General features: G+C 67.3%; 14 protein-coding genes. 5 read left to right on the top strand and 9 right to left on the bottom strand.

The features are described 5' to 3' along the window. Nucleotides 1-36: 36 nt before the first annotated feature. From AC1EJR_RS24035 to AC1EJR_RS24015, 5 genes are all read right to left on the bottom strand, one after another. Nucleotides 37-348 (bottom strand): hypothetical protein, encoded by a 312-nt coding sequence (locus AC1EJR_RS24035; protein WP_092298273.1) that lies wholly within the window; start codon nt 346-348, stop codon nt 37-39. A gap of 26 nt (nt 349-374) precedes the next feature. Continuing rightward, nucleotides 375-2108 (bottom strand): type II and III secretion system protein family protein, encoded by a 1734-nt coding sequence (locus AC1EJR_RS24030; RefSeq protein ID WP_092298276.1) that lies wholly within the window; start codon nt 2106-2108, stop codon nt 375-377. An 81-nt stretch (nt 2109-2189) separates the two neighbouring features. Continuing rightward, nucleotides 2190-3035: a Flp pilus assembly protein CpaB gene (gene cpaB, locus AC1EJR_RS24025; RefSeq protein ID WP_477113798.1), complete on the bottom strand. Its 846-nt coding sequence runs from the start codon at nt 3033-3035 to the stop codon at nt 2190-2192. A 332-nt stretch (nt 3036-3367) separates the two neighbouring features. Beyond that, nucleotides 3368-3874 carry an A24 family peptidase gene (locus AC1EJR_RS24020; protein WP_369823511.1) on the bottom strand — a complete coding sequence of 169 codons (507 nt, stop codon included), beginning with the start codon at nt 3872-3874 and terminating at the stop codon, nt 3368-3370. Between the two features lie 64 nt (nt 3875-3938). Then, nucleotides 3939-4118, bottom strand: coding sequence for a Flp family type IVb pilin (locus AC1EJR_RS24015; protein WP_369823509.1), 180 nt, complete (start codon nt 4116-4118; stop codon nt 3939-3941). 1175 nt (nt 4119-5293) lie between these two features. On the opposite strand from AC1EJR_RS24015, the gene AC1EJR_RS24010 reads away from it, so the two are divergent. Beyond that, entirely contained in the window at nt 5294-6562 is a 1269-nt protein-coding gene (locus tag AC1EJR_RS24010) for an MFS transporter (protein WP_092298460.1), read from the top strand. Between the two features lie 44 nt (nt 6563-6606). Here the strand turns inward: AC1EJR_RS24010 and AC1EJR_RS24005 are convergent, their stop codons facing one another. The 4 genes from AC1EJR_RS24005 to hemL all read right to left on the bottom strand — a co-directional run bounded on the left by AC1EJR_RS24005 (nt 6607) and on the right by hemL (nt 10057). Continuing rightward, nucleotides 6607-7125 carry a TPM domain-containing protein gene (locus AC1EJR_RS24005; protein ID WP_477113797.1) on the bottom strand — a complete coding sequence of 173 codons (519 nt, stop codon included), beginning with the start codon at nt 7123-7125 and terminating at the stop codon, nt 6607-6609. 15 nt (nt 7126-7140) lie between these two features. Further along, nucleotides 7141-7983: a TPM domain-containing protein gene (locus tag AC1EJR_RS24000; RefSeq protein WP_477105974.1), complete on the bottom strand. Its 843-nt coding sequence runs from the start codon at nt 7981-7983 to the stop codon at nt 7141-7143. A 17-nt stretch (nt 7984-8000) separates the two neighbouring features. Next, nucleotides 8001-8627 carry a LemA family protein gene (locus AC1EJR_RS23995; protein ID WP_092298288.1) on the bottom strand — a complete coding sequence of 209 codons (627 nt, stop codon included), beginning with the start codon at nt 8625-8627 and terminating at the stop codon, nt 8001-8003. A gap of 137 nt (nt 8628-8764) precedes the next feature. Beyond that, nucleotides 8765-10057, bottom strand: coding sequence for a glutamate-1-semialdehyde 2,1-aminomutase (gene hemL / locus AC1EJR_RS23990; protein WP_477113796.1), 1293 nt, complete (start codon nt 10055-10057; stop codon nt 8765-8767). Between the two features lie 249 nt (nt 10058-10306). Between hemL and AC1EJR_RS23985 the strand changes: the two genes are divergently transcribed. From AC1EJR_RS23985 to AC1EJR_RS23970, 4 genes are all read left to right on the top strand, one after another. Then, nucleotides 10307-10477, top strand: a complete 171-nt coding sequence (locus AC1EJR_RS23985) for a rubredoxin (protein ID WP_092298462.1) — start codon at nt 10307-10309, stop codon at nt 10475-10477. Between the two features lie 323 nt (nt 10478-10800). Continuing rightward, nucleotides 10801-11286: a response regulator gene (locus AC1EJR_RS23980; protein ID WP_092298294.1), complete on the top strand. Its 486-nt coding sequence runs from the start codon at nt 10801-10803 to the stop codon at nt 11284-11286. Between the two features lie 41 nt (nt 11287-11327). Then, nucleotides 11328-11696, top strand: a complete 369-nt coding sequence (locus AC1EJR_RS23975) for a response regulator (protein ID WP_092298297.1) — start codon at nt 11328-11330, stop codon at nt 11694-11696. Between the two features lie 130 nt (nt 11697-11826). Beyond that, the gene (locus AC1EJR_RS23970; RefSeq protein WP_092298465.1) at nt 11827-12390 is read left to right on the top strand and encodes a chemotaxis protein CheW; all 564 of its coding nucleotides are present in this window, start codon (nt 11827-11829) and stop codon (nt 12388-12390) included. The last annotated feature ends 42 nt before the right edge of the window (nt 12391-12432 follow it).

Raw genomic sequence — 12432 nt, 5'->3', positions numbered from 1 at the left:
TTCTCTCCTGGAGACAGCGTGCGGCGGCCGCGTGGCCTACCGTCCCATATTGTTGAGACCGCCGGAGGCGCCCACGCCGATCGTGAAGGCGTTGGCGTCGGACTGCGGCGTGCGGAACTGGGTGCCGTAGCGGTCCATCGCCGCCGTGGCGGCGCGGCCGTCGATGCCCGTCACGGGGTCGGTGTTGTTCGAGGCATCGGGGTTCAGGATCTGCATCGCCCGCAGCGTGCGCACCGAATCGCCGAATTGCTTGTCATACATCGGCGTGGTGGCCATGCAGCCCGAGAGACCCGCGACGGTGCCGAGCAGGGCGGCGAGCGCGGCGGGGCGGAGGAAGTTGGTCGTCATGATGTGCTCCTGGTTCGGGTCTGCGCTTATTCGCCGGCGGCGCCTGCGGCGGTGGGGGCGGGCACGCTGGTGGTGGGCGCGGCGGAAGGGGCCGTCATCGGGGCCGCAGCAGGGGCCGCAGCCGGGGCGGGCATCGCGGCCGGGGCCGGGCGGGCGGGGTGGCCTTCCATGTTGCCGTTCAGGTAGACCTCGCCCGGGGTGGTCGGCCCGAAGGTGTCGGTCGGCAGCGGGTAGTTGGCCGGCAGCGGCTTCACCAGGCGCGGCGTGACCACGAACACCAGCTCGGTGCGGTCCTGCTGGAAGTTGGTGCTGCGCATCAGCGTGCCCACCACCGGCAGTTCACCCACGCCCGGCAGCGCCTTGAGGCTGCCCGTGATGTTGTTCTTGATCAGTCCGCCGATGGCGAAGCTCTGACCGTCGTAGACCTGCAGCGTGGTGGAGGCCCGCCGCGTGTTGATCAGCGGCAGGATCGACGTGCCCGACACGTTCGGCGCGGTCAGCGCTACCCCGGTCGGCGAGAGTTCGGACACTTCGGGCGCCACCTTGAGGTTGATGCGGCCGTTCTCCATCACCGTCGGCGTGAACTTCAGCCCGACACCGAAGGTTTCCTCCTGCAGGATGATGGTGGTGCCCGTGCCGCCAAAGCTCTGCGGCACCGGGATGAACACCTTGCCGCCGGCCAGGAAGCTCGCCTCCTGCCCGCTGATCGCCATCAGGTTCGGCTCTGCCAGGATCTTGACCAGCCCGTCACCCTTCTGCGCATCGAGCGCGAACTTGAGCGGCAGGTTGTTGGCCTTGCTGAAGGAGAGCAGGTCCGGGGCCCCGGAGAGGAAGTTGGCCAGCAGCCCGAAGCTCCAGCTGCCGAACGCGGCGTTCAGGTTCGCGGCGGAGCCCATCTGGTCGATCAGGCTCTTGGAGACCTCGGCCACCTTCACTTCGAGCATGACCTGCTGGGGCGCTTCCACCACCAGCATGTTGATGATGCGCGGGCTGCGCATCGGCATGCCGGTGTTGGCGGGATTGTTGGACATGGTCCCGTTCTGCTGCTGGCCCTGGGCCGCGCCCTGCGGATTCTGCGCCGGGCCGCGCGTCTGGCGCATGACGAAGGCGTTGGCGATGTCCAGCACTTTCTGCGCCTGCACCGAGTCCAGCACCGTGCCGCTCAGCACGAGGCTGTCTGCGGCGGACGAGACTCGCACGCGGCGTGCGTCGGGCATCAGGTCGCGCAGCGTGGCCTGCAGCCCGCCGGGATCGGCGCCGACCACCAGGTCGATCACGCTGCACGAGCCGCTGCGGCCCTGCACGATCATATTGGTGGTGCCCACTTCCTGGCCCAGCACGTAGAGCGTCTGCGGGGAGACCAGCATGGCCTGCGCCACGTTGGGGTTGCCGAGGGAGCGGGCCTTGACCGCCTCCGGCATCTCGATCATCGTCGATTTGCCGACCGGCACCTGTACCTCGCGCCGTTCGCGCATGGCGCCGACGCAGTTCGGTCCGCGTGCCGGCGCGGCGTCGCGGGGCGCGGCCGCCTCGGCGGCGACCCCGCCCTGGACGTTGCCCTGCATATTGCCAACCGCCGCGAGGCGAACCGGCCGGGTGGGGCCGGCGGCGTTGGCCGTGGCCATCGCCGCCTCCATGCCAGCCTGCCCCCGCGCAGGCGTACCCCAAAGCATGCCCAGAGCCGTCAACGCGAGCACGGTGGCCTGCAGTTGCGGTGCGATACGGCGCGCTGCGCCTTGATGCGTGGTGATGCGATCCATGATGTTCCCCCGGTGGGTTMGCGCAGTCATTGCGGGCAGTTACCGCGTGGGCCTGCCTTTCTCAGACGCGTGAGCCGTGGTTCAAAAGCATTCCTGATTGCGCTGGTTGCCGCTGATGACGCCGATGCAGGTGCCGGAGAAGGCTTTCTCCGCCACGTGCCGCACCACCTGTACTGTCCTGGTCACGGGGGCGGCCGCCGCGATCACGGGTTCCTTGAGGAGGGAATTCTTGGTGGCGCCGGCGGTCTCGGCCGGGCGCGGGTCCATCTGGTTGCGCAGCACCAGCGAGAGCGAGCCCACGCTGCGTGCCAGGTCGAGCTTCTCGGCCTCGTCGGGCGACACTTCCAGCGTGACCGCGTTGACCACCTTCGGCTTGGTCTCGTCGCGGTTCACCTCCTGGGCCACGGCCAGCACCAGGATCTTCTCAAGCACGATCTTCGAGATCGACTGGTCGGCGCGTTCGGCGCTGGCCTTGCTGTCCTGCTTGTCTTTCTGGGTGTTGACGATGATGTCGACGAAGCTGCCGGGCAGGGCGAAGCCGGCCACGCCGACCACGTCGTTCACACGCACGGTGATGGCGCGCTTGCCGTCGGCGATGACCGCCGAGAGGCCGCCCTTGGTGCCCATCGGCGTCAGCTTGGACTCCAGCACCGGCTCGCCGCGCGAGAGGCTGGCCTTGGTGACGCGGCCGGCGAGCGAGGTGGCGTCCTGGACCACGCCGGGCGGCAGGCTGGCCGCGGGCCAGTCCACCAGCTTCACGGCCTCGGGGGTGATCTGCTGGCCCAGGCTGATGTCGGCGGCGGCCACGGCCACCTTGGTGATGCCGTTGCTGCCTTGCTGCAGCAGCCAGCGGGACGCGAGCATGACGGCGCTRAGCCCCGCGATGGTGGCGATCAGCAGCATGAACAGGATGCGCAGGTTCTTCATTTTCGGCTCCCTTGCTCAGAAGAAGATGGTGCGATGTGCCAGGGTGCGCGGGCACGTGGCGGGAATGGCGGGGCGCCCGGCGTGCCTGGTGGCGCGTTGGCGTCCGGTCCGGCGGGCCGGGTCCTGGCCGCTGGCGGCTGTCATGTGGTGGTCTGGGCGCGACCCGGAGCCGTGGCGGTGTGCCGAGGCGCAGGGCCTGGCGTCTCTGTGTGGCGCATGCATGCGGCTGCTGTGGTGCATGGCGATTCCCCCGTTCCTGGTCCCTGTTGTCACAGCATCGGGACCTTCTCGTTAGTGGCGCGCAAGCCGGAGGCGCGCCGTCTCCGTGTTGTTCAGAACAGCTCCCACTTCACCAGCAGCGTGGCCGTGGCGATGGCCACGCCGTACGGCAGCCGGACGGGCTTGCGTGCGGCGATCCGGCGTGCCGCGGCGATGCGGCGCAGCAGCAGGGCGGCGATGGCCAGCGCACCGCCGGCCAGGAAGCCGACCACGGCCACATGCGCGGCGCCCGCCACGCCCATAAAGGCCCCCACGGCCCCCATCAGCTTCACGTCGCCGGCGCCCATGCCGCCCATCAGGTAGACCGCGAGCAGCATGACCGCGCCGGTGGCGGCCCCGCCGACCCAGACCACGGCGCCGTCCGCCGGGCCGTGGGTGGCAACCTGCGCCATCAGGGCCAGCGTCAGTCCGGCGGCCACGAGCCAGTTCGGGATGCGGCGCGAGCGGGCATCGCTCACGGCAGCGACGATCACCATGGCGACGAGGCTCAGATTGGCGGCTGCGGCAACGGAGAACATGGCGGCCTTCCCGTGGATCGGTGCGATCGATGCGATCGGCATGTCAGGAATCTGGCCGGACCGGGGCCCATGGCGCGGAGCCCGGTCCGGGGGTGCCGGAAGTCGTTCAGGCCGCGGCGAGCGCGGTGGCGATCGAATTCCAGATGGTGCCGACGGCGGTCTTCACGGTGGTGCCATAGGTCACCATCACGAGGGCCACGAAGGCCAGCAGCAGGGCGTACTCCACACCGGCTGCGCCGTCTTCTTCACGAACGAAACGCTTGATGCCATCGAACATGGTGGACATGTCTTTCTCCTTCACTTCACGGTTGGTGGGGAAAAAAGCGCCCGCTGGAGATCGGGCACAAGGTTTCGGCCGAACTTCCGACCGAGGCCAAACCGAAAGAGCCGCACTGTCGTGACATCTTTCCGATTCCACCTGGCTCAGGCTCGCGCACGCCCGGCAAGGCCGGTCTAGCGCTTGTCACCCGATGCATGGCCACTCCCTGCGGCATGCATCCTGGGCGGGTGCCGCGTACCGGTCCGAACCTCTCCAGGGACCGAAACGCGCCTGAAAGTGCTGCAAGACTGCGAGGCTTCGCGGCGTGCCGCTGGGCCGGACCGACCATGCAGCTGGCCGGTCGCTTTTTCCTCCCTGGGCGCTGACTCGCGTCACCGCCTTCCCCGTTCCCACTTGTTCTCTGGATCCGCCTGGCGCCTGTCTTTGCAGGTTGGCCTGGCATTCCGTGGTTGCGGTACATTCGCGACGAACGTGCCACGGACGCTAAGACGTTGATTTGTATAGGGGTGGGGGTTGGACCATGCGTCGTTTGCGAGACGATGTAACCAAATGTTTCTAGATGGTTACGAGTCGGCTCATGCACCCGGTTGCGGGTTTTCGCTGGAAATAGGCAGTGCAATTCCTATATGAGCGGGCAAATGTGCAGACAACCCGGCGTCCACGCGTTTTTTCCCCGGGGAAAGACGTAGAGGCCAAAATGGCCAAAAACGTTACATCCATGGAGCGCCGATTACTGCATAGACGACGGGACTCATCCGTATGGACTGGCGGTGTGGGGGACACACCTAACTGAAACGCGGTACACCGGAACCGCCGGTGATGCGTTTGGACCGCCCCGGAGCGGGCGATAGCAAGGGCCTGCGGATCGGTCGTTTGGGCGAGGCCAATTGCAGAAGAATTGTCTCCGCCACGTGGCCTCATCCTCGTGACCTAAGGGTGGACCGAAATTCGCCAAAAATGGCCTGCGGGCCAAAACGTTTCAAAGTTGAAACTGGACCCTCAAATCAACGATTCTCGTTTCGATCTTGGGGTAATGCAGAGGACACATCGTATTGCGGTGGGCCTGGCACTGTTACAGCTTGGAAACAGACACCGTCAATGATTTGCAAGCGTTACACGGCCTGCTGGCTTGCTGGGGGCGTGGTATCTTTCGCAGGTTTTGCACCACGATGGTGAAGATCATGCCAGGCGCCTCCCCGACAACCCCCTCCGATTCCCTCGCTTCCCAACCGAACCAGGCCGCCAACCCGCGCTGGCGCGTGCTCGCGGTGTTTTCGCTTGGGTTTCTGGTCTCATATATCTTCCGGGGCGTGAATCTCGGCTTCGCGCCGTTCCTGACGCGCGAGCTAGGCCTGTCGGCGGCCGATCTGGGGCTGCTCACCAGTTTCTATTTCCTCGGCTTTGCCTGCGCGCAACTGCCGGCCGGCATCCTGCTCGACCGCTACGGCCCGCGCCGTACCGAGGCCGCCTTGCTGCTGCTGGCCGTCGCCGGGTCGCTGGTGTTCGCCTTCGCCCCGGGCATGGCCGGCCTGGCCGCCGGGCGGGCGATGATCGGCGTGGGGGTGTCGGTCTGCCTCGGCGCGGCCATCCAGGCGCTCTCGATGTGGTTCCCGCTGTCACGCATGCCGTTGCTGAACGGGCTGGTGATGGCGATCGGCGGGCTGGGCGCGGTGGTGGTCGGCAGCCCGCTGTCCTGGCTGCTGGCCTGGACGGACTGGCGCACCATTAGCGTCGGGCTGGCGGCGCTGTCGTTCGCCATGGCCGTGCTGCTCTGGTTCGGCGTGCCGGACGCCCGGCGCCCGGGCAAGGAAACCTTCGCCGAGCAACTGCGCGGCACGCGGCTGATCCTGGTCAGCGAGAAGTTCTGGCGGGTGGTGCCGCTGACGCTGCTGAACCAGGGCATCTTCCTGGCCGTGCAGACGCTCTGGGTCAGCGCGTTCATGCGCGATGTGCAGGGGCTGGCGCCGTCCGAGGGCGCGCGGCTGGTGTCGGTGATCGGCTTCGCCATGATGGCCGGCTGCGTCGGCGCGGGCTGGGCGGCCCGGCACCTGGAGCGGCGCGGGGTTAGCCTCTACGCGTTCGCCGGCTTCGGGATGATCGGCTTCATCGTCGTGCAACTGCTGCTGATGGCGMGGCTGCCGTTCGTGCCGCTCGCCGTGCTGTGGGCGGCCTACGGGGTGTTCGGCTCCAGCGGGATCCTGACCTACGCACTGCTGGCGCGACGTTTTCCCGACGCGCTGATCGGGCGGGCGACGACAGCCATGACGTTGACTGTTTTCCTCGCGACCTTTGTGTTTCAGGTGGGGATTGGGTTTGTGCTCGATTTCTGGCCGTCATCCGGGGGGCGTTATCCGGTTGTGGCGCATTGGGTGGTTTGGGGTGGGTTGGTGGGGCTGCAGGTTGTGGCGGCGGGGTGGTATTTGATGGAGAAGCGGGGAGGGAAGGTTTGAGGGGCGGTGTTGGGTTTTGAGCCCAAAAGCCAACACCCCAAACCTCAGAGCACCATCGGCCGATCGTCCAACTCATTCTGATTAAACCCATCCCCCGAAGGAAAATGCTCCATCAGCAGCGCATGGATCTCCCCCACCGCATCCAGCACTGGCCGTACCGACAGCGACTCCCGTAGCCCCACCGTCAGCCCGGCGCAAACCTTCTCCCACACCCGCGCGCTAACGCACGCGTCAATCCCCCGGTCCGCGAGGATTTCCACCGCATGATCGGCGAGGTTGATATAGAGCAGCACGCCCGTGTGGTCCTCGGTGTTCCACACCTCCAGTGCGCCGAACAGCGCACGGGCGCGTTCGCGTGGCGTGGTGCCGCGCCAGGCCAGTTCCCACGGCATGCTCGCCTCGATGACCACGCGGACTTCCCCGCGATGATGCTGTTCGCCGGCGTGCACGGCCACCTGCAACTGGTGCTGGGCCTCGGCGGGGAACGCCTTGCGCGCCGCCGATGATGTCGAGCCGAGGTGCCGTAGCGCCCGCTTGAGAGACTTCTCCCTGATTGCTTTCATCAGCCAGCCTCCCGATTACCAGTTACCCGAGGCGCCGCCGCCGTCGAAGCCGCCGCCGCCTCCGCCGCTGAATCCACCGCCACCACCGCCGCCTCCGCCGAAGCCGCCACCACCTCCGCCCCAGCGGCGCCCGACCTCATACCCGCCCAGCCCGCCCAATCCACCAGCCGTGGTGGTCGGCCAGCCGCGCCGGCCGGTCACGATCTGCGGGCCGCGTCCGCGCCGCAGGATCGCTGAAAGAAAGAAAAATACGACGATGGCGAGCGGGAACAGCACGGGCAGCCAGTCGTTGAGGGCAGAGGTCGCTGCATTGCCGGCTTTCCGCTCGGGCCCAGGCAACGCCTCCTTGTCGATGGCGGACTGGATGGCCGAGATGCCCGCCGCGAGGCCRCCGTAGAAATCGTTCTGGCGGAAATGCGGGGCCATCACGTCGCGCAGGATGCGCGAGGACACCGCGTCGGTCAGCGACCCCTGCACGCCGCGCCCGGTCTCGATGCGCATCTTGCGCAAGCCGGGCGGGTTGTCTTTGGCGATCAGCAGGATCACCCCGTCGTCGATGCTCTGGCGCCCCGCCTTCCACGCGTCCGCCACGCGGATGCTGTACTGGTCGATGGTCTCGGGCTCGGTCGTCGGCACCATCAGCACGAAGATCTGGCTGCCGCGCTGTTGCTCGTACTCGGCCAGCACGTTTTCCAGCGCGGCGCGCTGTTGCGGGGCCAGCGTGCCGGTCAGGTCGGTCACGCGCTGGGTGAGCGGCGGCACCGCGACAAAGCCGTCTGCCGCCCGGGCGGGATGGGCGGCGAATATCGCCGCAAGGCATAGCCAGATGCCGAAAAAGCGGAGCAGGGCGGCGCGCATGATGGCGATGCGCCGCGTCAGAACTTGACGGCCGGCGGCGTGGAGATGGCCTTCTCGTTCTCCACCGTGAACGACGGCTTGACCGGGTAGCCGAACACCTTGGCCGTGAGATTGGTCGGGAAGCTGCGCGCCAGCACGTTGTACGACTGCACCGCCGCGATATAGCGCTGCCGCGCCACGGTGATGCGGTTTTCGGTGCCTTCGAGCTGCGATTGCAGGTCGCGGAACGCGGCGTCGGCCTTCAGTTGGGGATAGTTCTCGGAGATCGCCAGCAGGCGCGACAGCGCGCTGGTCAGCTGCCCCTGTGCCTGCTGGAAGCGGGCGAAGGCCTCGGGATCGTTGAGTGTCTCCGGCGTCACCTGAATGCTGGTGGCCTGGGCGCGGGCCTTGGTCACGGCCTCGAGCGTCTCGCGCTCATGGCTGGCGTAGCCCTTGACCGTGGCGACCAGGTTCGGGATCAGGTCCGCACGGCGCTGGTACTGGTTGACGACTTCGCCCCATGCCGCCTTGACGGCCTCGTCCTTCGACTGGAAATCGTTGTAGCCGCAGGCGCTGAGCAGGCTGGCCAGCAGGGCCATGGCGAGCCAGCGGCCAAGGGCGGCGGGCGAGGGCAGGACGAACAGGGATGGGAGGGCAGCGCGCATCGATGACTCCTGGAATGGCCGGGATCGGCAAAATCCAAGTGTAGCGCACGGCATTGGGGCGCCGCCCTGAGTGTGAAGGAAGAGTAAGGGGAGAGCGAGGCGCGCCGGGCGCGCCTCTTGGGTCACTCGACAGCCGCTTAGCCGGCCTGGAAGGCGCGGGCGGCCGCTTCCACGGTAGTGGCGATGATCGCGTCGTCGTGCTTGGCCGAGACAAAGCCGGCTTCGAACGCCGATGGMGCCAGGTACACGCCCTCGTTCAGCATGGCGTGGAAGAAGCGGTTGAAGCGCCCRACGTCGGCCTTGGTTACCTCGGCGAAGCTGGTCGGCACCGTCTGGGTGAAATAGAGGCCGAACATGCCGCCGATGGCGTCCGCGGCGAACGGCACGTTGGCGGCACGGGCAGCGGCGGTCAGGCCATCAGTCAGCTTGCGCGTCTGCGCGGCCAGCTGGTCGTGGAAGCCCGGCGCCTGGATCAGCTTCAGCGTGGTCAGGCCGGCGGCCACGGCCAGCGGGTTGCCGGACAGCGTGCCGGCCTGGTAGACACCGCCCAGCGGCGCCAGCTTGGCCATGATGTCGCGCCGGCCGCCGAACGCCGCCGCCGGCATGCCGCCGCCAATCACCTTGCCCAGGCAGGTCATGTCCGGTTTGATGCCGTAGTGGGCCTGCGCGCCGCCCAGCGCCACGCGGAAGCCGGTCATCACTTCGTCGAAGATCAGCACGGCGCCGTGCTCGCTGCACAGGTTGCGCATGGACTGGAGGAAGGCGGCCGTGGCGCGCACCAGGTTCATGTTGCCGGCCACCGGCTCCACGATCACGGCGGCGATCTCGCCCTTGTGGCGCGCGAAGGCTTCCTCGAGCTGGGTGACGTTGTTGTACTCGAGCACCATGGTGTGGCGCGTCACGTCGGCGGGCACGCCGGCCGAGGACGGCGCGTTCTGGGTGGTGTCCGCGAAGGTCAGCAGGCCCGAGCCGGCCTTGACCAGCAGGCTGTCCGCGTGGCCGTGGTAGCAGCCCTCGAACTTGATGATCAGGTCGCGCCCGGTGAAGCCGCGCGCCAGCCGCAGCGCGCTCATGGTGGCCTCCGTGCCGGACGACACCAGCCGCACCTGCTCGATCGACGGCACCAGCTTGCAGATTTCCTCGGCCATCTCGATCTCGCCCTCGGTGGGCGCGCCAAAGGAGAAGCTGCCGGCGGCGGTGTCCTGCACGGCCTTGACCACGGCCGGATGGGCATGGCCGAGGATCATCGGCCCCCAGGAGCCGATGTAGTCGATATAGCGCTGGCCGTCCGCATCCCACATATAGGCGCCCTCGGCGCGGGTGATGAAGCGCGGCGTGCCGCCCACGGAGCGGAAAGCGCGCACGGGCGAGTTCACGCCACCGGGAATGGTCTGCTGGGCGCGGTCGAAAAGCTGCTGGTTACGGGACATGGCAGGAGTTGTAATCCGATACAGGATGAAAATGGGCTTGCCGGGGGCCGGAGCCGGGCGGCTAGCGGTCAGATGCCGGAAAAGCAGGCAATCTGGGCGAAATACGCGCCGTTTGAACGGCATCTGCACGCTAACATGCGCGAACGCGACGATATTGGCAGGATTGCGCCGCCCCATGGGTGGCGCCGGCGGCGCGGTTTATGTACCATCTGCGCTGGAATTTTAATGGAGAGTGGCAAGAGCCTGCATATGGAATACAAGACTTGGATGTGCCTGATCTGCGGTTGGATCTACGACGAGGCCACCGGTTCGCCGGAAGACGGCATCGCGCCGGGCACCAAATGGGAAGACGTGCCGATCAACTGGACCTGTCCGGAGTGCGGCGCGCGCAAGGAAGACTTCGAGATGGTGGCGATCTGACGCCTGGCCGTCATCCACCCCGAAAACCCCGACGCGTCGCGCCAAAGCGACAGATCGGCGGGCCGCGCCGGACGAACCGGATTGACGGCCCCACCGCGAGTCGTCACACTTTGCGGCAAAACTAGCACTATCAGAGCAATAACACAGCAATACGTCGGGCGGACGCACGGGTCGCGCCGCCGGCGCCGGTCGGATTGACCGGGCTTTTTTTGATTGGGAATTTGGAAATCGGGGGCCGCCGGCGCGCCAAGCGTTGCCGTGCGGGTGTTCTCAAGTGAATACCGGCGCCTGCATTCGTGCGGGCAGCTGGTCGCGGGAACAGTATGCGGGTCGCTCAAACAGAAGAAAACACGTCCGTCGATGGGGTCAACACCGGCGACGCCGGTGCCGTCAAGGCAGCCGCGGCATTGCGCCGCAAGATCCTTGTGATCGACGATTCCAGCACCATCCGCCGGACGGCGGAGATCTTCCTGTCGCAGGCAGGCTATCAGGTCATGCTCGCCGAGGATGGCTTCGAGGCGCTCGCCAAGGTCGGCGACATGCACCCGGACGTCATCTTCTGCGACATCCTGATGCCCCGGCTGGACGGCTACCAAACCTGTTCCCTGATCAAGAAAAGCCCGAGGTTCCACGCGATCCCGGTGATCATGCTGTCGTCCCGCGACGGCGTGTTCGACCGTTCGCGCGGCAAGCTCGTCGGCGCGCACGACCATCTCGCCAAGCCCTTTTCCCGTGAAGCCCTGATGCAGGCCGTAGAGACCTGCCTTGGCGGCTGTGCGCAGGAAGAGGGTGCGGTCGTGGCGGCCTGACCCTGAACGCCGCCACGCAAAAGCATCCAGGAAACACACCAATGACCATCAGCAAAATCCTTATCGTCGACGATTCCCCCACCGAAGCGCTGTTCATGTCCGACTTGCTCGGCAAGAAAGGTTTCAAGGTCTCGGTGGCCGGCAACAGCGACCAGGCCATGGCCCGGCTCGAGGCGGAAGCCTTCGACCTGATCCTGATGGATGTGGTCATGCCCGGCCAGAACGGCTACCAGACCACCCGCGCCATCAAGCGCGACGACCGCTTCAAGGACATTCCCGTGATCATGTGCACCAGCAAGGGCCTCGACACGGACCGCATCTGGGGGATGCGCCAGGGCGCATCGGACTACATCGTCAAGCCGGTGGACAGCGACGAGCTGCTGTCGAAGATCGCCGCGCTGGCGCACTGAGCCGCACCGAACTGCCTGCCGGGCCTTGGAGGCCCGGGGTTTGCCGTCACGCCGCCCGCCGCGATGCGGGCAGGGGTGACGCTGTGTCCGCCATCTGCCAGGCGGTCTCTTATCCACCGGTATGCCGACCATGAACGCGCCGCGCCAAGACATCCGTGCCCGCCAGACCCGCTTGCAGGACTATCAGGCCATGCTGGCCCGTCGCCTGCGCGACGCGCGCAACCTGCCCGCCGTGGACAGCTACCTCGGCGTGCTGGTGGGCCAGCGCCACTGGCTGCTGCCGCTGCCCGATACCGGCGAGGTGCTGGAGATGCGCCAGCCGGCCGGCGTGCCGCTGACCCAGCCGTGGTACCGCGGACTGGTCAACGCGCGGGGCAACCTGCTCGGGGTGATCGATTTCGGCCTGTTCTGCGGCGAGGGGCACACGCCCGTGCAGCCGGGCAGCAAGATCGTGGTGCTGTCGCGCCACGTGGAGCGCGCGTGCGGGATCATCGCCACGCGGGTGGTGGGGCTGCGCCATGCCGGCGACCTCTCGCTGCCGCACGGCGACGCCCCGGCGGGGCACGCGGATCTCGCCGCCGAATGGCACGGCCCGCGCTTCGCGGACCGCGACGGGCGCGACTGGCAGGTGCTGGACATCCGCCAGTTGCTGGACGCCCCGGCGTTCCTCCAGGTGGGCCGCGTGGTGGCCTGAGCCGATGGTCGAAAGCCGATAGCTGACAGTCGATAGCGGAAC

The organism is Cupriavidus sp. 05T42 (genome assembly GCF_056396345.1).
Note: the sequence above shows the minus strand (reverse complement) of the source record. Positions and strands in the feature narration are given on the sequence as shown.

Bases quoted from the DNA above. Each gene is read 5' to 3' on its own strand.
- AC1EJR_RS24035 (WP_092298273.1), bottom strand. From the start codon at position 348: ATGACGACCAACTTCCTCCGCCCCGCCGCGCTCGCCGCCCTGCTCGGC.
- AC1EJR_RS24030 (WP_092298276.1), bottom strand. From the start codon at position 2,108: ATGGATCGCATCACCACGCATCAAGGCGCAGCGCGCCGTATCGCACCG.
- AC1EJR_RS24020 (WP_369823511.1), bottom strand. From the start codon at position 3,874: ATGCCGATCGCATCGATCGCACCGATCCACGGGAAGGCCGCCATGTTC.
- AC1EJR_RS24015 (WP_369823509.1), bottom strand. From the start codon at position 4,118: ATGTCCACCATGTTCGATGGCATCAAGCGTTTCGTTCGTGAAGAAGAC.
- AC1EJR_RS24005 (WP_477113797.1), bottom strand. From the start codon at position 7,125: ATGAAAGCAATCAGGGAGAAGTCTCTCAAGCGGGCGCTACGGCACCTC.
- AC1EJR_RS23995 (WP_092298288.1), bottom strand. From the start codon at position 8,627: ATGCGCGCTGCCCTCCCATCCCTGTTCGTCCTGCCCTCGCCCGCCGCC.
- AC1EJR_RS23985 (WP_092298462.1), top strand. From the start codon at position 10,307: ATGGAATACAAGACTTGGATGTGCCTGATCTGCGGTTGGATCTACGAC.
- AC1EJR_RS23980 (WP_092298294.1), top strand. From the start codon at position 10,801: ATGCGGGTCGCTCAAACAGAAGAAAACACGTCCGTCGATGGGGTCAAC.
- AC1EJR_RS23975 (WP_092298297.1), top strand. From the start codon at position 11,328: ATGACCATCAGCAAAATCCTTATCGTCGACGATTCCCCCACCGAAGCG.
- AC1EJR_RS23970 (WP_092298465.1), top strand. From the start codon at position 11,827: ATGAACGCGCCGCGCCAAGACATCCGTGCCCGCCAGACCCGCTTGCAG.